At 54.8% G+C, this 21,842-nt stretch carries 12 protein-coding genes; all 12 read right to left on the reverse strand.

Annotation, left to right across the window (positions count from 1 at the left end):
* Positions 1-237: 237 nt before the first annotated feature.
* The 12 genes from OR1_RS22765 to OR1_RS11250 all read right to left on the reverse strand — a co-directional run bounded on the left by OR1_RS22765 (position 238) and on the right by OR1_RS11250 (position 21,792).
* Positions 238-999 carry a PEP-CTERM sorting domain-containing protein gene (locus OR1_RS22765; protein ID WP_041971947.1) on the reverse strand — a complete coding sequence of 254 codons (762 nt, stop codon included), beginning with the start codon at positions 997-999 and terminating at the stop codon, positions 238-240.
* A gap of 174 nt (positions 1,000-1,173) precedes the next feature.
* On the reverse strand, positions 1,174-1,890 hold the full coding sequence (locus OR1_RS11200; protein ID WP_041971948.1) for a UbiA family prenyltransferase: 717 nt from the start codon (positions 1,888-1,890) through the stop codon (positions 1,174-1,176).
* Positions 1,891-1,892: 2 nt separating this feature from the next.
* Positions 1,893-3,260, reverse strand: coding sequence for a nucleotide pyrophosphatase/phosphodiesterase family protein (locus OR1_RS11205; RefSeq protein WP_041971949.1), 1,368 nt, complete (start codon positions 3,258-3,260; stop codon positions 1,893-1,895).
* Positions 3,238-4,344 (reverse strand): metabolite traffic protein EboE, encoded by a 1,107-nt coding sequence (gene eboE / locus OR1_RS11210; protein ID WP_041971950.1) that lies wholly within the window; start codon positions 4,342-4,344, stop codon positions 3,238-3,240. The genes OR1_RS11205 and eboE overlap by 23 nt, the downstream gene beginning before the upstream one ends.
* A 79-nt stretch (positions 4,345-4,423) precedes the next feature.
* Positions 4,424-14,050, reverse strand: a complete 9,627-nt coding sequence (locus OR1_RS23025) for a PKD domain-containing protein (RefSeq protein WP_052440394.1) — start codon at positions 14,048-14,050, stop codon at positions 4,424-4,426.
* Between the two features lie 301 nt (positions 14,051-14,351).
* Positions 14,352-15,155: a TatD family hydrolase gene (locus tag OR1_RS11220; RefSeq protein ID WP_041971951.1), complete on the reverse strand. Its 804-nt coding sequence runs from the start codon at positions 15,153-15,155 to the stop codon at positions 14,352-14,354.
* On the reverse strand, positions 15,152-15,451 hold the full coding sequence (locus tag OR1_RS11225; protein WP_041971952.1) for a hypothetical protein: 300 nt from the start codon (positions 15,449-15,451) through the stop codon (positions 15,152-15,154). Before OR1_RS11225 ends, OR1_RS11220 begins: the two co-directional genes overlap by 4 nt.
* Before the next feature lies 1 nt (position 15,452).
* Positions 15,453-16,646 (reverse strand): 3-dehydroquinate synthase, encoded by a 1,194-nt coding sequence (locus OR1_RS11230; protein WP_041971953.1) that lies wholly within the window; start codon positions 16,644-16,646, stop codon positions 15,453-15,455.
* Positions 16,647-16,718: 72 nt separating this feature from the next.
* Positions 16,719-17,888, reverse strand: coding sequence for a prenyltransferase/squalene oxidase repeat-containing protein (locus tag OR1_RS11235; RefSeq protein ID WP_041971954.1), 1,170 nt, complete (start codon positions 17,886-17,888; stop codon positions 16,719-16,721).
* A gap of 18 nt (positions 17,889-17,906) precedes the next feature.
* Entirely contained in the window at positions 17,907-18,650 is a 744-nt protein-coding gene (locus OR1_RS11240) for a YdjY domain-containing protein (protein WP_052440395.1), read from the reverse strand.
* A 35-nt stretch (positions 18,651-18,685) separates the two neighbouring features.
* On the reverse strand, positions 18,686-19,285 hold the full coding sequence (locus tag OR1_RS11245) for a hypothetical protein (RefSeq protein ID WP_152609872.1): 600 nt from the start codon (positions 19,283-19,285) through the stop codon (positions 18,686-18,688).
* A 98-nt stretch (positions 19,286-19,383) separates the two neighbouring features.
* Positions 19,384-21,792, reverse strand: a complete 2,409-nt coding sequence (locus tag OR1_RS11250; protein ID WP_041971956.1) for a PKD domain-containing protein — start codon at positions 21,790-21,792, stop codon at positions 19,384-19,386.
* Between the last annotated feature and the right edge of the window lie 50 nt (positions 21,793-21,842).

The raw sequence follows: 21,842 nt of genomic DNA on the forward strand, positions 1-21,842 counted from the left end.
AAAATATCGACAGCTGATTTTATCAATTGATATTAATTGATTAATGATTATTTTGCTAACATACTGAAATGCATGGTTTAATGGCTGTGGGGCTATTGTTTGGTTGTGTAAAGAAGCCCGACATCGTTGTTTAATGGTTTGCTTGGAAGAGGTTAGAGATTCAGAAATGCAGTTGTGGGGCTATTAATAAAAAAGGACGGTCAACTTGGCCGTCCTTTTTGGGCAGTTTCCTGTTAATTAGTGCTGCTTCTTTCTTCTCCACAATGCTAATCCAGCAAGACCTCCTCCAAGGAGGAGCATGGTTGAAGGTTCTGGAACTGGGTTAATAACGGGTGGAATTGAGCCGAAGCCGTCAAGGTATGCGTAAGATGCATGGCCGCTTGGATCACAGTCTCTAGTAGTTAGCGTTACTTTAAGCACGTCGTTGTCGGCTATTCCTGCCAGATCCAGATCAAATGTATCCCACGGACGATAGTACCAGATTCCAGCATCATCAGTTCCCAAACCCCCGTTGTGTGTAGCCCCTGCAAGCCATCCCGGCGTTATGCTGCCGATATTCCCAGTGAAATAGTCTTCAGAAAACAAAATTGAACCGCCGGTTGTAATGTCAACGACTTTAATCTGGAACCATGGGGTTTCATCGTAGGAATGAGGAAAGCCGTTGGTTGGCACAAGACCTACTGCTGCCCAAGCAAAGTAAAGATGGGAAAAGGTATCAGTCTTTACCCATTGCTGGGAAATGGAGCTATACTGGTTACCGCTATACCCCCACGCATTTTGATCCCCTACTTTAGCTGCGTTGGACCCGATTCCGACCTTATTGAGATTGTTGTTAGTCCGTTGGTCGAAACCTGCACTTACGATACTTGTCTGCCCGGAAGAATTCCACCCTGTCAAGGTTCCGGTTTCAAATCCCCCATTGATTATTTCTGCCCCCGCAGATACCGCCATTGATAAGATAAACGTTAAACAGCATAGATACACAATAAGCTTATTCATACTTCCCCCTTTCTTTTAAAGATAAATATGAAATTACCAATTAGTATAAACACATGCAGCAAAACGTGTGCCATTATGAAAAAAGATTGTAAATATAGTGGGTTAACTTGCGGGTGCCAGGAACGATTACACAAACGTAAAATATTTCGACACTATGCTGGAGAACAACAATAATCAGTCCCCTCGCACGAATTTCTGTCCCAACCACATCAGCAGCGCACCGCCAAGTCCGGCAACCAGCCAAACCGGGGAGACAAGTAATGCCAGTAGGATTCCGTCCAAGATGCATATCCCGGTTAGCATCAGAGGTATCACCGGCCAGGTAAACGGCTCCTTCCGGCTGTATTCATGTCGCGCTACCAGACTGATCCCTATGACGTATATGAACTGAATGCCACCGGCAGAGATTACCTGTGGGGGGAACGTCCCGGTTGTGGCCAGCGCGGTCACGGCAAATACCAGAAAGCGGCAGGAGGCCATCAACAGGACACTCAAAGGATTCTTCTTATGATGCAGGTCGTACCAAATGATCGCTGCCAGAAGCAGCAGGGCGGCAAACAGACCCTGTCGATACGGAAGGAAGGCGAGGAGCAGAAAACCTGTCGCTAGAAGAGCGGCTGAGAGCGCAACCGCCCCGGCCATGGAGACCCGTCCCGACGGGATCGGACGCGAAGGGCGGTAAACCCGGTCATAGCCAGCGTCGCAGATATCGTTGAGACACATACCTGCCAGGTAGAAGCACGAAAGAGAAACTCCCAGCACAATATATGGTTCGGGTGCAAACTGTCCGTTCGCCAGCATGAATGCGCAGAGGACATTGGTCCAGATGCTCGGCAGGTTGCTGATCCTGCAGAGATCGAGGTACGGCTTGATGGTTGAGGAAAAAACCATGATCAGGCGTCGAAAACATGCCGCAGAATAAGATCACGAACTGCAGTTGCCTCGATTTCGCTCCCTTCAAGTAGTTGCGGAGCGCTGGTCATGAAAAGCGGTCCATCGTCGGGATTGTCGGTGATTCTACCGTGCGAACCCTTAACCAGAGCGGCATCAAGAGGAATAACATCCATCAGGTAACGGAACCCCAGGATCTTCTTTGCCAGGGTCACAGCAATTTTCAGTTTGGGGAAACGGATAGCCGGGTCGAGAAACAGCTCGCACGGATCGTAACCCGGCTTGGCGTGGATATTAACCGTTCTGGCATAATCGGGGGCACTTTTGTCGTCCTGCCACCAGTAGTAGGAGAACCAGCTTTCGGCAGCTGCAACTAGTACCAGTTCACCAGACCTTTGGTGGTCCAGTCCGTGGGCTCGCTTGCCATCTGCATCCAGCACTAGTTCTACTCCGGGAACCGTTGTGAAAAGCTGCTTGACCGCCGGAATGTCCTGCTGATTCCGGACATACAGGTGGGCGACTTGATGATCGGCAACAGCAAAGCCCCTGCTGATCATCGGGTCGAGGTATTCGCGCCCTTGATCGATCTTCAGGGAGAGGAAACCGGCATCGCGCAGGATCCGGTTCGGGTGGATCGGGCGTGACACCTGGGTGATGCCGTATTCGGAGAGGACAACGACCCGGCACCCCCGCCCGTCGAAGAAATCAAACAATTTGCCGCACAGGGCATCAATTTCGGCCAGATCCCCGGAGACGTCGCCCCTTGGCCCCGACTTCTGCAGACAGTAATCAAGGTGCGGGAGATAGACGAGTTGCAGGGTTGGTGAAAATTCCCTGTCCGTCGCCATGGCATTGGCGATCCATTCGCTGGAAACGATCGAGGTTGCCGGCCCCCAGAAATGGAATAACGGAAACTGCCCAAACTGGCTGTTATATCTGTCGCGCAACTCCAGAGGGACCGTATAGCAGTCCGGCAGTTTACGGCCGTCGGCACAGTAAAGGGGGCGTGGTGTCATGGTGATGTCAGCGTCGGTCTGCATGGCATACCACCAGAAGCAGTTTGAGCAGGTAAAGCCCGGGTTGCGGCGTTTCGCCTCGTGCCAGATTTTTTCCCCAGCGACGAGGCGGTTGGACTGCTTCCAGAACATGACCTCGCCGAGATCGCGTTCAAACCAGCCGTTAGCGACGATACCGTGGTCGGACGGCATCTTGCCTGTCAGGTAGGTTGACTGGACCGAGCAGGTGACAGCAGGTGTTATTGTCCTTATCGGAATGGAAGATGGAAGAAAATGATTTAGCCGCGGGGTGCACGGTCCTCCGAGCAGCGATCGGGTAAGGCCGACGACATTAAGGATCACAGTGCGCTGCATTGAGCTGCTCCTTGAGCCAGGAAATTTCGCGGATAATCGAGTCGGTCACTGACTCACACCGGAGTGCCTTCGGCAGAACATCCCAGGTGTAAGTCTCGACTTCCAGGAGTACGCCGGTCGGCACGACAGGCAGGAGCAGCTGAATGAATGATCGAGTTGTCCCCAGATCTCCAAACCGTTCCTGGAATATTGGCACATGGAAATGGCAGCGCCACTCGTCCCCTGATTGCCGGTCATGGCCGGTAAGGGCTGAAGGAAGGTCCGCATACCGAGTAATGCTACCATCCTGGCGGCGAATGACAACCTGGTGCAGGTAACAGGGTTCGGCAAACGGCTGCAGCAGAGTCGCCGCCGGGTCTTTAATTCTGATTGCCGATGAAATCTGGACCTTTGCGATCTCGATCCCTGCCCCTCTCAGCTCGGCAAGCGACGCAACAGGATCTTCCATCTCCACTGCCTGGTGGCAGCAGTCGTAACAAAGTCCAAGATGCCGGCGCAGCCGTTCCGGAAGCTCAAAGTCGTTGAAAAAACGGCAGACCTCGGCGGTAGTTTCCAGGAGACAGCCAGGTTCCGGTTCCAGCGCCAGCAGGATTTTCTCTCCGGACTGCTCGTAAATCCTCGCCAGGTGGGAAAGCACCGCTTCCAGCTGTTTGAGGATCGTGGGGAGGTCATCTTTGCGGGCTGCCCCCTTAAACCCTAACGGGACAGTTGATATCGATCCGGTAATTGCCTTCGGCAGCCAGGTCGAGAGGAGATCGGCCAGCCGAATGGTGTAGGCGGAGCGCTCCGGGGATCGCCAATCCGGTAGATAGACGTTCTCTTTGATTCGGTAATTGTGAAACGAACCGTACGGAAAGCCGTTCAAAGTGGGGACGAAGCAATCCTGTTCCTCAAGCCAGCGCTGGAAGCGGTTGTTTTCTGCTGCAGTCAGCTGGACTGCCGCAAGGTTCGGGAGACGCAGGCCGATGGGGAACGGGGCATTTGGGGATACCGCCGATTTGACGGCAGGAATATGCTGCTGAAGAGCTCCAAACACCGCGTCCCAGGTTTCGCCGGGATGGATATTGGTGCAATAGGTGATCATGCAGGCAATTGTACGACAAAAAAACGCCCCGCGCTACTTCCTGAAAGCTATAGAAGTAGCGCGGGGCTGATTGCCTGGATCAGAGTGTAGGTTTTGCGTTCGCTTCGTTTGAATAGAGCGACTCAAGTCCGGTGGCATCCACAGAGGTGACTCGCCAGTAGTAAGTTGTGTCGTTAGTCAGGCCAACGTCGGCATAGTTGCAGTAGGTATGCCCAGTTTTTATTCTTGCGTATGGACCGCCGGCAACTGTGCTTCTAAAGACGTTGTAGGTGACTTTGCCGGGCACACAGCTCCATACCAGACCGGCCTTGCCCGATTTGGGGCGTGCCGTCAGATTGAAGATTGTCTGAACCGGCACAAGCGGTCTCACGACCACTGTGGAACTGTCATTGGCGCTGTTGGGGTCAGCAGGCGTGGAGGCGGTGCGGCTCGCCGTGTTGTTGTAGAGACCTGTGGGAAGCACGGTAGCGGTGACGGATAGGGTGGCGCTGGCGCCGTTGTTCAGCGTCCCAATATTCCAGATGCCGCTGGGCGGGTTGTAGGTCCCCTGGGAGGGGAGACCAGTCACCAGGGTGTAGCCGGTCGGCAGCAGCTCGGTCACCTGCACGCCGGTGGCGTTGGCCGGGCCGCTGTTGGTCACTGTCACGGTGAAGGTGACGTTCTCCCCGATGCCGGGGCTGGTCTTGTCGACCGTCTTGGTGATGGCGATATCGGCCTGGGGAAGAGGCGATACATTGACCGTGGCGGTGTCGGTGCCGCTGCCACCATCGGCGTCGCTGACTGTTACGGTCACGGTGAATTTGCCGTTTGCAGAGTATAGATGGTTCAGAGCAAACGACTTGTCTGGATTCAGGGCTAGAGCCTGATCACCGGTTCCGTCGCCGTAATTGACCTTTGCCGTCCAGCTGTCCGCTCCCGGATCAATGAATGAACCGCTACTGGAGAAGGAACCGGATCCCACCAGATTTGCATCCGGTCCGGCCTCAACGACCGGAGCAACGTTATTCACAGTGATCAGGGCACTGCCTGTTCCGGCGCCGCTATCCTTGTCAGTCACTGTTACGGTCACAGTGAAGGCCCCATTTTGAGGATAAAGATGATTCAAGGAGAAACCCTTGCCAGTGAGGGCCAGAGGTTGGGCTCCGCTGCCGTCCCCATAGTCCACGGTAGCAGTCCATGTGTCTGCGCCCGGATCAACAAAGCTTCCGGTTGACGTATAGGTCCCGCCTTCGTTTATGGTTGCCCCCGGGATTTGATTAATGATCGGCGGCGCATTCAGAACTTCAACAGTTGTGGTGGCTATAGACTCCAGAGCGCCATCCGAGACCTTGAGCCGCACTGTGAACGAGCCGTTATCCGGGCGGCTGAATGACGGCTTATTGCCCGAGGTTTCAAAGGTGCCGTCGTTGTCCAGGTCCCAAGAGTAGGTGAGCGGGTTGCCATCCGGGTCAGATGATGCGGAACCATCAAGTTGAATTGTTCCTCCCTCGTTTAATGTGTAGGGACCGCCGGCATTGGCCACTGGTGGATTGTTGCTCCTGATGGTAATTGTAGCCCAACGCGCTTCGGAAGTCAGCTTGTCGTAGTTGGGCGGATTAAGCACCCCATTATCAACAACCTTGAGACCGATATTATAAGTGCCCGGAGTGTTCCAGGTGAAGGTCGGTTTGGCGCCGGTGGCATCGGTAAAGTTATACGGGAAGGCACCGTCCAGTTCCCAACCGTAGGCAGTGATGATATCGGTCGGGTCGATGTCGTACGATTTGCTGCCATCAAGCTGTAAAGGAATCCCGACATAGCCGACATACGGCCCTCCCGGGTCGGCTATTGGTGCATGCGGCGGCACCGCAACAATCACTGTGATGGTGTTGGTGTCATACTTGGGCGGGGCGTTGTTGTCGGTAACTCGCAGGGTAACCTTGAAGGTACCGAGCTGTGTATAGGTATGGGTTGCCGTTGGCTGGTCGCTGCTGGAGTCGTAGACGCCGTCGCCGTCGAAATCCCATTCATACTTGACAATCTTACGGAATGGATCGAGATGATAGGATTTTGAGCCGTCAAAAGTAAGCGGCCAGTCGATCCCCCAAACCATGTTGTTGCCGGCAATGGCTACCGGAGGCAGCACGAAGAGGGTCTTTGTCAGGACAATGACGCCCCACGCCGTCTTGAAGGCACCGGTGACATACCCGGAAGATGAGACGAACTCTCCGTTTGCGTTCTGATCATTGACGATGGTACGGGCAATCCCGCGGTCAGGGTCATTGTACCAGTCTATGGCGTTGGCAGTCCCTTCGCCCATGATGACGACTTCCTTGGGCTTGGCGATCCTCATTGCCTTGGCAAGGGCATAAAATGCGTAATAGTTTTCCTTGCCGTTGTACCAATTGTTCCAGTATGAAGCCAGGAAGTTTTCAGCCAGACTCCAGCGCGGGTCGGTCGTCGGGACGCGGTCGAAAGCCAACTGAGCGAGACCGGACGGTGTCGTTGCCTCACCATTGCCGGGGCCAGCATATCCGTACCCTTTCCCATCCCCGTTTCTGCTGTTGGCAAGCCATACCAGGTTCCTGTCCCGGACCCATTGGGGGATCTTGATCCAGTTCTGTTCTTCGGCCGCCTCAAAACCGAGGGCTGCCCATTGGCAGGCGGAGTTGTCGGCATCACCGTTCCAGCCATAGCGCCAGCCGCCGGAAGAGTACCCTTCATCCACCTGTCCCCAGTAATACATCTCTGCCATATCCTCGACTATGTCGCGATAGGTTCTGCCGATTATGCCCGTATCGCCGGAAGTTGCCTTCATGTTCGGCGTGCCGGACGCAACCAGGGCCATCATGACCTGACCACCCTGGTATATCGGCTGGCCGTCAGTAACTTCAATACCAATGCCGTTGCCGTTCAGGTCCGGGTCTCCGTAAGCCTGATCGTTTATGGCAGTCTGTCGAATAGCTGAGAGCATATAGCTCATCCCGCGCGAGACATCCTCCACATATGGATCGTTGCTGAAATCCCCGATTTCCAGGTGGCCGTTTATTTCCATGGCGTGCAGTGCAGAAGCTGTTGCTGATGAGTAATGGCTGGAGTATCCGGACCAGCGACCGTCTGATGATCCGCCAGTTCTGTCCTGGGTGGTGTGGATATACCACAATGCATCGTCGATCGACTTGTTTACCTCGACATTAAGGGTCTTGGTCCGAATGATGATCGGATAGGTATCCGAAGAACTCTTGCCGTCGGCATCGGTTACGGTTATCCGGGCCGTTATCGGCGTCCCGTCGGCAGCAGTGTAGGTGTGTTTTGCCGAGAGATTGTAGGTGTCGGTTACCGTTGCCGGCGTCGAAGATGTGCCGTCGCCGAAATCCCAAGCATAGGTGATCGGCGCTTTGCCTGATTTTACTACGGCCTTGAGAATCACTTCTTCGCCGCTCCAGGTGTCATGCGGTACTTCTACCCCGCCGGTGAACTGCCACGGTGCGGTTATGACCAGCGGGTCAGAACTGACCGTCAGGGTCGATGATGCCGTAGCGCTCTGGCCAGCGCCGTCGGTAACGGTGAGCTGGACCGGGAAGGTACCGGCACTACTCGGCGTAAATACCGGCTTCTCGCCCTGCAGGATCTGAAGGCCGGCTGTAAGCGCCATATTGTCGATGATGAACGTCCCTGTATAATAGGAAACCCCTGCCTTGAAGGTCGAGTAGGCTGGTACATAGCTTGAATCATACAGCATGACCCAATCGCCGGATGATGCCGGCTTGTAGTAGTAGCGGGCTCCGGCGATCGCTCCGGATGGCGATGTTTTCAGTTCCACCCTGGCGTCGTACTGAACGTTAAGCGAATACGACCCCACCTGGGCACGGTGGGAACCGCTTTCGTAAACTCTCAGCGTGCCGTTGTCGAAATAGAGTGCGTACGGCATCTGCTCATAGCTGTAATTGGTGCTAGTATTCTTGAAACCGAACATCAGATTCCCGCTGGCCGTCTGCAGTACCTGGCCGGTGATTATCCCTGTTCCGTCTAGGGTAAAATCATTTTTGGTGAACAGGTAGCGAGAACCCCATCCCCCACTGCCGGTAAGGGTTACCGCATTGTTCTGCGTCACGCCTGTGGCAGGGTACAACCATATTGCGGTATCGATGATTGTACCGTTAAAGCTGTCATTAACGAGGTAGTTGGCCGTGCCGATGCTCCATTTGTAGCCTTTGATGCCGAAATCATCGGTTGATCCCGAGCCGTTCAGCCGAACCGGCAGACCGATATTCGACAAGTACGGTCCCCCTGCATTTGCTGTTGGTGCATTCCCGATAGTCACGGTCACGGTGGCGGTCGCGGTGGCGGTCAGCAGGGCCGCGTCCTTCACCGTCAGGGTAACGGTGTAGGTCCCTGTAGTGCCGTAGGCATGGGTCGGTTGAGCCCCCTTGCCGGATGTACCGTCACCGAAGTCCCAGGAATAGGAAAGGATACTGGTATTGTCGGTGGAAGCTGTGCCGTCGAAACTGACCGGCATGTTAGGCTCGGTGAAGTACGGACCGCCTGCGTTTGCCGTGGGTGCGGCGGTGGCAACGACCGATGCGGTGGTGGTAGTGGTATGTGATTGGTTCGCGTGGTCCGTGACCTTCAGGGTTATCGTATTGGTGCCTGGCGTTACGTAGGTGTGGGATACGGTCTTAGTTGTCACCACCGGGGTCCCGTCGCCGAAGTTCCATTCGTACTTCCAGATGGCCACGTCATCGGTCGACGCAGAAGCGTCGGCGTTGATGGTCCAGTGCTTGTTGACTACCTGGTCTTCGTTGACGTTATAAGGTCCTCCCGGATTGGCGACAGGAGGGGCATTCGCCGATATCGTTACTGTTGTGGTCTTTGTGTCGCTCTGGCCAGACCTGTCGGTAACCGTAAGAGTAACGGTTCTTGCGCCTACACCGGTGTAGGTGTGGGATGGCTTGGCCCCGGTTCCGGTCGTGTTGTCACCGAAGTTCCAGGCGTATGATTCGATTCCGGTGTCGTCACTGGAACCGCTGCCGTCAAAGGCTACAGCCCAGGTATTCTGGTTGGCTTTTGTTTCGTCAAGGATATATGGGCCGCCTGGATCGGCCAGCGGCGGGGTTCCCTTTGCAGCCGTCACCTGGGTGGTGGCAGCCGCGGTCTGTCCAGCCTTGTCTGTTACCTTGAGGGTTGCGGTGTATGTCCCTTCCGCATAGAGATGGGTCGGTTTCTGATGTGTCGCAGCCGGTCCGGACGAGCGTGAATAGACATTCAGATTGTCAAATTTGGCATCGGTACGGTAGGTCGAGAATCCGACCATACCGGTGGCGAAATAGGTGTCGTTGTAATTGAAGTACAGTGAGTCGTTTACGTAGCACTTGATGTTGTTGCCGTATGCCTCGACCTTCAGGTGGTACCAGGTATTCAGCTGGGGCACGAATGGAAGTGCGATCTGGGCCAGCTGACCAAAACTGCCGTTTAGTTGCCGGTAGAGCAGGAGGTCGTTCTGCCCCCTTCCCCTGAATATGAATTCATAGTGATTGTTCGTGTCCTGCGCCCGGAAGATGAGCTGTGCTTCCTGGCCGCTGCCGGAGACGAGCATCACGTCTGTCTCGACGGTGTAATCACCGGACTTGGCATTGCCGATCATTGTGTCGGTTCTGTCCGGACTGGCATTGGTCTGTTCGTACGCCCCACCGTTCACGGTCCAGCTGCTGCCGGCCATCGGCGTCCAGCCGCTGGCGTTTCCGTCAGTGAAGTCATCGCTAAGGCCATCACCGAAGTCCCATTCGTAACTCACGATGCCGCTGTCATCGCTCGAGCCGGAACCGTCGAGATTGACCGTATAGCGCCCATTGCTTGCCTTGGCCTCGCCGACCGAATAAGGGCCGCCGGCATTGGCAACAGGCGGGGCTCCCAGGGCATATACCACTGCGGTATCGGCAGATTTATTCCCGGCATTGTCAGTTACAACGAGGCTTGCCAGGTAACGCCCTTCTGCGGCAAAAGAGTGGGCCTGGGTCATGCCTGAGGCGGTGCTGCCGTCACCAAAAGCCCAGTTATAGGCCGCAATGGAGCCATCCGGATCGTAGGAGAAACTGCCGCTTAAGTTCGCATCCGAACCGACCGCTGTGGATTGGGTTTTCGGAGAGATCACTGCAAAGGGGAACCCTGCAGTCCTGTTACCGGTTGGCGGAGCCGATACCGCCAACAGGTTAGAACGTGTTGCCGTCGGACTTATGGCAGTACGGGTGCCGAATGTACCGTCACCTTTGCCGGGAACGAAAAACAGCTTGTTGTTGTAACTGTAGTCCCCCATGACAATATCAACATTGCCGTCATTATTAAGGTCATAGGCGTCCATTGAGCTGTGATAGTTGTTGATGTCCAATGAAGGCACCAGCCCGCCGGTCAGGAAGGTCCCGTCGCCATTCCCCTTGAAGAAATAGGCGTCGCCGTTGGAGCTGCCACTGACGATAATGTCGGATTTGCCGTCGTTGTCAAAGTCGGCTGCTGCCAGTGCATAATTGTCATTTCCCGAAGTTGTGGCGGTGCCGATCGAGGCTCCGGTGAACTTGCCTGTGCCGTCACCGCGGTATACCCAGACGTTGTTCGTTCCGGAGAACGAAACAGCAATATCCAGATTGCCATCACCGTTGAAGTCGGCTACATCAAGGCCACGGCCGGTATTGGGAAGGGTTATGGTCGTTCTGGTGAACCCGCCCTTGCCGTCGTTAATGAATACAGCGAGGACGTTGGTGTTGCCATTGGCGACAAAGTCAGGCAGACCGTCATTGTTGAAGTCGCCGGCTGCCATGTCCATGGCATAACTGCCAGTACTCGGATGGGTAGCGGCTACTCCTTTGTTGACGAAATTGTCATTGCCGTCATTAAGGAACAGGAACATGGAGCCGTCACCGCGACCGGCAATGAAATCGAGGAAACCGTCGCCGTTGAAGTCTTCGATGATGATGCCGCGTGAATAGGAGCTTCCTAGATAGTCCAGAGTCCGGTAATTGCTGAAGGTGCCGTCGCCGTTGCTCTTGGCGTAGTAGATCCAGGAGGAATCGTCGATGCCGAGGACAAAGCTCTTGGACCAGTTGTCCATAGTTGCTGCATTACAGTCGTCATCCTTGCCGTTGTGGAGGATCTCCCGCCGTCCCGGGTTTACGGTCGGATCATTGTCGTTGCAATCCAGATTGCTCGGATACCCGTCACCATCCGCATCCGCTGTATCGAAGGTCAGCGGATTGCAGTCGTTGTCGATACCGTCGTACATGATCTCCGTGGCGCCCGGATTGATCGCAGCGTTTGCGTCATTGCAATCGGTGCCGTTCGTCACGTGTCCAGCCGGTGCAAAACAGGCCTGAACCGCAGTTAGAGGGTTGCCGTAACCGTCAGCATCCGCATCCGCATAAAATGCAGTGGTAACTCCTTCATCTATCTGGCCGTTGCAGTTGTCATCCTTGCCGTTGCAAACTTCTGCTGCTCCCGGATGTATAGCCGCGTCGGCGTCGTTACAGTCCTGGTTGTTGGTGACATAGCCGGCAGGTGCGGAACAGTCCTGGACGCTTTGTCCCGGATTACCGAATCCGTCGCCATCGGCATCACGGTAGAACGTTGTCGGAGGTTGCCCGCCGCAGACAAAGTCCGCGGTGGCAGGATTGCAGTCGTCATCCTTGCCGTTGTTGAGAATTTCGATGGCTCCGGGGTGAACCGTAGCATCGTTGTCGTTGCAGTCAACAGATGAGTCGTAGCCGTCACCGTCGGCATCGGAGTATATCCTTACGGTTCGCCCTTCGACGGTGTCCCTGCTGGCAACATTGTTGTCACGGATCGTCACGAGTACTAGCTTTGTTCCGCTCTCAGTTGCACCCGGAGTCAAGGTGAAACTGGTGCCGGTTCCCACAATCGTGCCATCCACGGTCCATTCATAGGTCAGCGGGTCATTTTCCGGGTCGGAAGCGGCAACGGTAAAGGTTAACGGCTGCACTATGCTTGCGCTCGGGTTTGTGGCTGCTGGCAAGAATGACGAGATGACTGGCGGAGCATTACCTGCAGAAATAATGACCTGGTCATATCCGACGGCACTCCTGTTGGTGGAGTCGGTAATTTTCAGTCCGATCAGTCCCGAAAACGGCTTGGCCCAAGAATAAAGCACGTTTTTGCCGGTGGCGTCGTCAAAATTGCCGTCACCGTTAAGGTCCCAAGCATAACTGAGCGTATCGCCGACATCCGGGTCGGAAGAGTTGGCGCCGCTAAGCGAGATTTGGGTGCCGGCCGTTCCGAGGTAAGGCCCGCCTGCATCAGCGAGAGGACGGTGAAGGGTGAATTCAGTCACCAGGTTGTTCATGGTAGCCAGAGCATTGGTGTTGAATGTCTGTACTGCAGGGATGGCGGTATCAATCTGGGCTGTGATTGCGTTGATCGAACTTGCCAGGGAGAAGTCGGCGGCAGGTACCCGAAGCGATTTTACGTACTGGGTAAGGAGTTGGACTCGGGCATCACTGTATCCGACGTTCTTCAGAGATTGAATCTCTTCTGCCGTTAGTCCCGATGCTGTGACCCTGTCTTTCAATGCCTGCATGTCGGCAACATGAATTACTTGGTCAGCAGTTCCGTAAGATGTGTATACGTTCTTTACGTTCTGCAGATCGCTCTTCATGGCGGCCAAGTTTCCAGCCAGCCACTCGCCATACTGTTTTGCCTGTTCGATCTGACTGAAGGCATACTCGTAATTGGATACTGCTGCAGCACCTTGGTACTTTTCGAATGATTGCCTGAGCGCCTTGACCAATGCCCCCTGCTCGACGGAACGGTTGGCTATCTTGATCAGCACCGCTTCCCGAGCGTCACTCCCCTTGACCTGGAAGGGGTATGCTCCTTGAACCGATGCCGCAGCCAGTTCGGCGTTAATTGCTGCAAAATCAAGGGGGGCGAGGGCAGTAAAGTTGGCATCGGGCGGATCCTCATAGAGATCGTACCAATGCTTGGCAATATTGCCGTAGATGCCCGATGCCTTTTGCGGTGTTTTATCCTTGTCAAAGGCACCGATAAGATCCGTGGCCATGTTGATCACCGCACCGTTATAGTCGGTGGCAATGCCGGTGATGCTGCCGAGAACGCCAATAGCCGCACCCACGACATCCCCGGACATCAGGCTGAGTGCGCCGCTCATGGCATCCATCAGTTTGCAGGCACCATTCCATTTGTCTATGGCATCGCTGTAACCGAGAGATATTCCCTGCGCAGCGCTTTTCAACGCCGATGAATCAACAGGTGGATGGCCAAGGTCAACAACCTCGAACAGATAACCGGCGCCGCTATTCTCGACCTGATCCCCGGCGCCGAACTTGGCGTCTCCGTTATCAAAGACCACATCGTATTTGCCGACCTTCAGTGGGGGGAGTGCGATGACCTCGTCGAGAAAACCACCCATCATGTAATTGCAGAGGCGGTTTTCCGATCCCATGACATCGGCCAGTGTCTCGCCGCCGCTCCAGATACGGTTATCCATGATGTAGGCGTCGGTACATGGGTAGAAATCGTACAGGTTTATCTTGGAGAGCGCCTGTCCGGATACACATACCGTGTCGTTCTTGTCGTAGACGGTTTTTACCTCGAAATTACCGGAACAGTCGGTGGTATAGAGACTGTAGGACGATGCCGGCAGAAAGCAGCACACGATCAGAAGAAACAGCCCTGACAGGTAGGAATATTTGATCGGTTTCATAGAATTCCCCTTACTAAGAGTCTGAATGAAAAGTGAATGGCTGAAATATTTGATTATAAAAAATTAAATAAATGGTTATTCCAACATCGTTTTAATTAAGGAGCAAAAACTGAGCCATTAGGTAACATGCTAATAATAAAGAAAATTTATTTGGTGGTAATACGATGTGTAAAAAAAATCGACAAACTTTAGGTGAATAATCAGGAGGGGATTAGGTAATACGATGGGGCAGTCTATCAGGTTGATAGCACCTGTGATAATTACCGTCCAGGTCTGTGATGAAAATGGAGTGGACCTGCTCTCAGCCGATAGAAAACTTTGGGGATTGACCGAGAAACTGTGCCGGGTTTTCGAAGAACACCTTGTTGATCTGCTCTTCTGGGTGGCCGCGTCTTCTCATTTCATTGGCGCATTTCAGGACCGACAGGGGATCGCTGACGCTCCAGTCTGCGGACGAATTGATGCAGATCCTGTCCGTGCCGTAGATCTCGACGGCATCGATGGCCCGTTCCGGGCTCCCTTTGGAGTTCGGGTACAGGGTCAGGCCGAACCAGAAACCGTTCGCCTTGATCTCTCTGATGGTGTGTTCCTCGGCATGGTCGATCAGCACCCGTTCCGGCTTGATGCGCGGCTCTGACAGGATCATGTCCATTATGATCCGGGTCCCTTTCAGCTTGTCCTCAAGATGCGGGGTATGAATCAGGAGCAGTTCGTTCCGGTTCACGGCCATCTCCAGTTGCTGTTCCAGTACCTTGATTTCGTTGCGGCTGTTCTTGTTCAATCCCACTTCGCCGATGCCGATGGCCGTAGGGGCATCAAGGAACTCCGGCATGATCGCCAGCACCTCCTCGGCCATGTGCAGGTTCTCCGCCTCTTTGGAGTTTAGACCGATCCAGCAGTGGTGCCTGATGCCGAACCTTGCTGCCCGGGCCGGTTCGGTCACGGTGAGGTGGTAAAAGTAGTCGCGGAAACTGGCGGCGGAACTCCGGTCAAACCCGGCCCAGAAGGCTGGTTCCGATACCGTATGTATTCCGCTGATGGCAAGTTTCAGATAGTCGTCGGTTGTCCGCGATACCATGTGGATATGGGGATCGATCGCCTTCATCGCTTACCCCCATCCCAAGCGCCGAACGCCTTAAGGCCGACGGCGCTTGTCAAAGGCTCTGAGGTCGGATCGCTGAATGAACTCTGGATTGCCTCGGTCCGCCCCTGTCCCTCATTGCCGAGAAGTCCCAATGCCTTGACAAATGCCTGGTAACGGAAATCCTGCCTGGCTTCTGCTGCACCTTCGTAACGGTCGATCCGGTCAAGGAATGAGGCGATATCGAGAAGCCGGGCGCGATTTTCAATAAAATACAGGTCCAGGATCTCGGATGCGGTCATCTGCTGGTAGGGGGGCATGTCAGTTCTCCTTGGCTCTAACCGGTGCGGGATCGGCAGGTAGCGATACCGGCAGCAGTGATCTTCGTTCAGCCAGTAGATTAATGCAGTGTCGCATCAGCTCTGTATCCAGTTGATGTGCTTCGATCTTCTTTCCGATCCCCTCAAGCAGAGGGATAGTGAGCTCTCCCCCTAAGTGCTCCTGAAATTCCCGCAGCGCCTTTTCCACATCCAGCCATGAGAGGGCCGGGTGATAAAGGCTGAACCCGAGATCTTCCAGAAGCGACAGGATGCGGCGCAGGTCAAGATCGCCCAGCAGGCCGGAATGACTCGAATAAAGAGAATCGAGGGCAATGCCGATGGCAACGGCCTCACCATGACGGATCTCGCCGCCGGTCAATTCTTCGAGTTTATGGGCGTTCCAGTGGCCGAAGTCAAGCGGCCTGGATGAGCCGAACTCAAACGGGTCTCCGCTGGTTGCGATATGCTCCAGATGGAGCTCGGCGCATCTGAAAATCATTCGTTCCATGGCTGCAGGTTCGAAAAGTGCCAGCTGTTTCCGGTCCGAGTAGAGAGAATCGAAAAAGCTGCGATCTCTGATTAGAGCCACCTTCACCGCCTCGGCAATCCCTGAGCGCAGTTCTCTGGAGGGAAGGGTATGGAGAAAGTCGAGATCGTTAATTACGGCAAAAGGGGGCGCAAAGGTGCCGAGGAAATTTTTTCTGCCAAAGGAATTGACCCCGTTTTTCACACCGACGCCGGCATCGTTCTGGGCGAGTACTGTGGTCGGCATCCTGATCAGGCGTACGCCGCGGTGAGCCGTTGCCGCTGCATACCCGGCGGCGTCGAGTACCGCTCCACCGCCGATGGCAATAATAAAGGAGTGCCTGCAGAGGCGATGCCGTTCAACCAGCGAGTGAATCTTGTCGACCTCCTGAGGCTCCTGCTTGCAGATCTCTCCGCCACGGACGATAAAGGGAGGGGCGGCAAACTCGATCAGGGCGTCATGCTGCTTGCCATAGTTGCTGATCTTTTCGAGAAGCCCTGTTGTAAGTCTGGCAACTTCGCTGTCGATCACAACCAGGGCGCGATTAGGCGATTTGCCGGTCTGGCCGAGCAGCCCGGCAAGGGTGACGTTGCCCGGGTCGAAAAGCCCCCTGGTAAAAAGCACCTGGTAAGAGTAGCTGACCGCAAATTTTTGAGTTATTGTCCGCATGGCATTCCTCGGGCTCAACGGCTGGGGAACCGAACTGCTGGCTACCGGTTTCCACAGAACGCTTCTGTCAGCTTATAAACCCCGATGCAGGATCTCCAGAGTAATCGTTGCATAGCTGGTCACGAGGTTCGGGTCTCGCTCCCACCAGCGGCCGTTCTGGTTGACCCAGGAACCATCTTCCCGCTGCAGATCCAGCAGTTTTCTGGCCAGATCCTGCCGCCAGTTGATCTTTTTTCCGTCCTTCGTGGTCAAGGTATCTACTCCGGCGGCGGAAAGTGCCTTGGCCATGGTGTGGAAGTAGTAGTACAGGCCGTCCTGGCCCATTCCTGGGTTTTCTGCAAGCGTATAGTTTTTGGAGAGCCAGTCGATAACCGCTTTTACCCTCGGATCGTTTTTGTCCACCTGGGCATAGATGAAGCTCAGCAGCCCGGCGTAACTCATGCTTCCGTATGAGCGGAGCGCCGTCTTGTCCCCTTCGATTTTCTGCTCTCCTGCCTTGCTGTCGGCCGGGAAATAGACAAAGCCACCCTTGTTGGCCGGATCGTCACTGGCCCATTTCTGATCATTGGAACCGGGGAGGTTCTGGGTCCTGCTGATGAACTGTATCGCTGCCTTCCAGTTCAGGTCTTTTGCGTCCGGATCGTTGGCCACGTCGCTCTTCAGAAAGCGGGTATAGTAGAGCGCTTCAAGGGCAAAGGTGGTGTTGGCCAGGTCCGAGTGCTTGTAGCTGCCGCCGTAACCGATGCCGCCGTCCAGCGGATCGTCGCCCATCCCTTTTTCACCGAAATCGTCCTGCAGGCCGACCAGGAACTTGCGACCCTTTTTGAGCAGCGGTTCGTACGCCGAGTTGTTGGCCACCAAGAGTGCCATCATGGAGATGGAGGTGTTGTAATTCGCCAGATCCTTGCCATAGATGCCGCCGTCAGGCTTGGCGCTCTTGACCAGATAGTCATAGCCGCTCTTGATATTCTGCTCGTATTTGCTTTTATAAAATTTCGATGGATCACCCTGGAAGGCGGTCAGTGCCAATGCGGTCAGCGCCGGATATTCAGGCTGAGCCCAGTTGCCGGTAGGTTGCTGCTTTGCTGCCAGCCAGGTAAGCCCCTTGCCGATGGCATTTTCCAGTTCGAGTTTCAAGGAAAGGTCCGGTTTCGTCTTGGCAACGACTTTTTCGGCGGCCATTGAGGATAAGGGGAGCGCAAACATAAGGACAGACGTCATCGCAATACAGAGCTTCTTCATCGGTAAATCTCTCCTTTCCTACTTCGCGGGTTTGATGGTGACTGTTACCGGAGTGCCGACAGGAGGGACAGACCCTTCGTTTACCAACCACACCTTGTCGCTTTCCGCTCCTTGTGAAGAATTGTCGATCATGGCGGCCGGATCGTGGTAGATAGCGACGATTGACCCTTCTGACTGGGCTTGAAACCGCCCGTCCCGGATTATTGAGCCGGTGAAGACCCATGAACCGTCAGTCACAGCCTGGATTTTGGCATCAACCATCTTTGCCAGCCAGAGGGTCGGATTAAGCTCGATAAATGTACCATTCTTGTCGGCGACCTTCAACTGTATCTCCACAGGTGTCCCTTCCGGTACTCGTGGATCACCCTGAAAGCTCAGAGGGTTGTTGGTCCCTTCAAGCCCAATCAGCAGGCAGGCGATCTGCAACTGATAAGGCTCCACTTTTGTCCTCAGCAGACTTTCATGGGTTTTACCGCCAGTCCGCACCAGGAGATATTCCAGCATCCCTTTGCCCATGTTGACTTCTGCCGGGAACGAGATGGTCTTATTCCCCTTGTCGATTTGGATTGCCCCGAGCCGATAGATACCGGGCGATACCTTATCTATCATCGTATCGGTCCCTTTTCCGCTGAATGAGGAGGGAGCGCCTTCAATCGGCGGGGTAACGGCGTTCGGGTCGAATAGCGGCGGCGGCGGCGGGCCGTCGGCAAATGCAGAGGAGAATAGCAATAACATGAATAGCACATACAGGGACGTTCGCATTTAACAAGTTCTCCTTTTGTTCTGGATTGGGGGCATTAATGGGGTTTTGTGCGTTCCCACGGCGGTATATCGGCATTCTCCGGCAGCTCCGGGGGAGGATCAGTGACTAGGTATATTTCGGTCATGCCGGGAACGCCGGAAACGTTGAGTCGCGAAACTCTGCCGGTTTTAAGTTGTTCAAGCAGCACTTTTCCGGCCTCTTGCTGGGAGGTGACTATAGTGCCGTTAATCGCGGAAATATGCGCCGAAAGGGGGAGCCCTATGATCTCGTTGACCGACTGCTTCTTGTTGCCATCAGGCCGTTCCAGTGCGGTGACCGTATCATTGCGCGAGACATTGAGCGATGTTGTCCGCGCGGCATCAGCCGGCAGGTGGTCGCTGGTTTTGGTGAAGGTCCCGCCCAACAGCGGGAGGAACTCGGTCTCAGTGCCGTATGTAACCTGCAGGCCTCGCGCTGAAATCTCGGAAACAATGCCATCGCCTATTCGGTCACCTTTCGAAACCACGCTGCATGTTCCGGCATCGGTCTCGATGATTGCCAGCACCCATGCGCCTTCCTGACCGACCACACCGGAAACCCTTGGCTGAGACGACGCCGAAGCGGCAAGGGCTATGGCAATTAAGCATAGGGACATGATTGCCGCACGTAAATAACGCATATGCCACCTTTCGGAGAGAAAAAAGGGGGTCTGAGTTAACAGGCCCCCTCAATAATCAGAGTGAGACTAAGATATTACAGAGTCGGTTTAGCCGATGCTTCGTTGGACTGGCAGTACTCGTTGCCGCTTGCCCCGGCTTCCCGTGCCACATAGTAGTAGGTGGTGCCGTTGGTAACGGCGCCGTCGAAGTAGGCGATCGTACTGCCGGGTGCGGTCCCGATCTTGATGTACGGTCCGCCCTGGACAGTGCTGCGATAGATGTTGTAGCTGGCTGCAGTCGCCTTCTTCACCCATGTCAAGCCAACCTTGCCGCTCTTCGGCCGAGCTGTAAGGACAGTGCAGGCATTGCAGGCCGGGTCTGTTGCTGCCTTCAGTATTACCTCGGCAGACGCGGTGCTGCTCAGATCGCCGAAACCACTGCTCGGGAACGATGCCGCGGTGTTGTCGGTCACCTTCAAAGATATCAGATATTGGCCCAACGGCTTGCCAGAGAAGAATGCCGTAACGTCTGGCTGGGCAGAGCTGGCGTCATCAAACACGTTGTCACCGTCAAGATCCCACTGATATGACTTGATGAAGTCGGCAGGCATGCCCGGCTCGCTCTGGCCGTTATCCGGGTTGCTCGATTTGGTGCCGTCCAGGAACCAGGTCTTGTTGGGGCAGAAGTTGTATGGACCGCCGGCATTTGCTGTCGGTGCAAGAGGAGGAATCGATATCACGACAGTCAGTGTTGTATCGGCGGTTTTGGCCGGCGAGTTGTTGTCGGTCACGCGGAGTGTGACCGGATAGTTGCCAATTGCTGGCCATGATTTGCTGACGTTCGGTCCGGTCGCCTCAAAGCCGTTGGTGAGATTGTTGTCGAGATCCCACTCCCACTTGACGATAGTCTTTGTCGGGTCTTGATGATACGAGTTTGAACCGCTCAGGTTAATGGTCTGGCCAGCCACGCCCGGGTTCGGAGTCGCGGTTGCCACTGCTACCGGAGCACCAGCCTCGAACATGGTCTGCTTGAGCATCATGATTGCCCAGGCAGTCTCGAATGCATCCTGGCCGATCGGGCTATGGGACCACCAGGATCCATTACTGGCTTGTGCATCAACAAGGGTTCTCGCAATACCGTTTGTCGGGTCACCCTTTGCTGTTTCTGCTGCATACCAGTCAATGTCGGGGACGCCGCCGGTTGTCGAGTGTAGTATGGTTATCGGCGGCTGGTGCAGAAGCAGCGACTTGGTAAAGGAGAACATGGCGTAATAGTTGTATGGCTTCATGCCATATGTGCCATAACCACCGGTATTATCGAAGTTGTTGCGCATGAACGTTTCCGCTTTGTCCCATGCAGTTGTACCGCGGCCGATGCCGTTCCACACCAACTGCACCATACCTGAGGCAGTGGTTGCGAACGGGCCGAGCCAGATATAGTTATAATCGGTGTAGCCGAAGTACCCATTGGGATGCTGGGAATAGGCCAGCCAGTTCTTGTTGGCATTTTTGACCCACGCCGGGACCGTAAGCCCCCAGTTGCGTTCAGCCGGTATCATGCCGATGGCGGCCCATTGACAGGCAGAGTTGTCCGGCCATTCGTTAGTGCTGTACCGCCATCCACCATAGCTGGCGTTGTCATACTGGCCGTAGGCATAGTAATCCACCATGTCCTGGACGATATCCTTGTACTTCCGGCCGGCCACATTGGCCGGGCCGGTTGTTGCCAGCTTGTCCGGGGTACCGCTGGCGATGATGGCATCCATCATGCCGCCGCCCTGGTAATACTGGTTGCCCTGATTAACGCGAATGCCAAAGCCGTTACCGTTGGAGTCAGGGTTGCCTAGCGCCTGTAACGGGGTTCCCTCTGTCGAAAGGTAGGTGAACAGTGTGTTCATGCCGCGCTTGACCGTCTCGGTATAGGGGTCGTAAGCCGGACCGTCTTCAAGATGGCCATTGACCTCGAAGGCGTTGAGGTTGGCCCCTTGCAGCGCAAAATAGCCGTTCCATGAAGCCCAGTTCCCATGAATCACGCCGCCGGAAGTCGATCGGCTCATGGCTTTGTGCAGCGTCCATAACCCTTCGTCGATTGCGATGTTTACCTCGACCGGGAGCTTCTTCTCCTGAATCCTGACGAAATAGTTCTTGCTGCCGGTTTCCCCAGTGGTGGTATTTTGGACGGTCAGAGTGGCGGTAAAGATTGTGCCGACGGCGCCGGTATAGGTGTGAAGCGCTTCGATAATGTACTGGTTTGAGACCGTGCTAGTAGCTACTGGTGAGCCGTCCCCAAAGTCCCAGATGTATTTGATGTTTGCACCCTGGACATCGCTTGTTCCCTTGAGGAAGATGGCTTTGCCGGAGTAGGTGTCATGCGGGATCAACGTGTTGGTGGCGACCCAGGGGACGGTCTTAACCTCTGGTGCGGCAGCGAAGGCAGTTAGGGGGAGCAGTGACAGGATAGCGGTCAGGAGAAAGGTATTTTTCAACCACTGTCTGACTTTCATAAAAACCTCCTTATATTTAGTCGTTATTAACTTTGCGACATTGACAATCG

Source organism: Geobacter sp. OR-1, assembly GCF_000813145.1.
Lineage (GTDB): Bacteria > Desulfobacterota > Desulfuromonadia > Geobacterales > DSM-12255 > Geoanaerobacter.

Excerpts from the sequence above, each read along its gene's own strand:
- OR1_RS11250 (WP_041971956.1), bottom strand. The coding sequence starts at position 21,792 with ATGAAAGTCAGACAGTGGTTGAAAAATACCTTTCTCCTGACCGCTATC.
- OR1_RS11220 (WP_041971951.1), bottom strand. The coding sequence starts at position 15,155 with ATGAAGGCGATCGATCCCCATATCCACATGGTATCGCGGACAACCGAC.
- OR1_RS22765 (WP_041971947.1), bottom strand. The coding sequence starts at position 999 with ATGAATAAGCTTATTGTGTATCTATGCTGTTTAACGTTTATCTTATCA.
- OR1_RS11225 (WP_041971952.1), bottom strand. The coding sequence starts at position 15,451 with ATGCCCCCCTACCAGCAGATGACCGCATCCGAGATCCTGGACCTGTAT.
- OR1_RS11230 (WP_041971953.1), bottom strand. The coding sequence starts at position 16,646 with ATGCGGACAATAACTCAAAAATTTGCGGTCAGCTACTCTTACCAGGTG.
- OR1_RS11200 (WP_041971948.1), bottom strand. The coding sequence starts at position 1,890 with ATGGTTTTTTCCTCAACCATCAAGCCGTACCTCGATCTCTGCAGGATC.
- OR1_RS11205 (WP_041971949.1), bottom strand. The coding sequence starts at position 3,260 with ATGCAGCGCACTGTGATCCTTAATGTCGTCGGCCTTACCCGATCGCTG.
- OR1_RS11235 (WP_041971954.1), bottom strand. The coding sequence starts at position 17,888 with ATGAAGAAGCTCTGTATTGCGATGACGTCTGTCCTTATGTTTGCGCTC.
- OR1_RS11240 (WP_052440395.1), bottom strand. The coding sequence starts at position 18,650 with ATGCGAACGTCCCTGTATGTGCTATTCATGTTATTGCTATTCTCCTCT.
- OR1_RS23025 (WP_052440394.1), bottom strand. The coding sequence starts at position 14,050 with ATGAAACCGATCAAATATTCCTACCTGTCAGGGCTGTTTCTTCTGATC.
- eboE (WP_041971950.1), bottom strand. The coding sequence starts at position 4,344 with ATGATCACCTATTGCACCAATATCCATCCCGGCGAAACCTGGGACGCG.
- OR1_RS11245 (WP_152609872.1), bottom strand. The coding sequence starts at position 19,285 with ATGTCCCTATGCTTAATTGCCATAGCCCTTGCCGCTTCGGCGTCGTCT.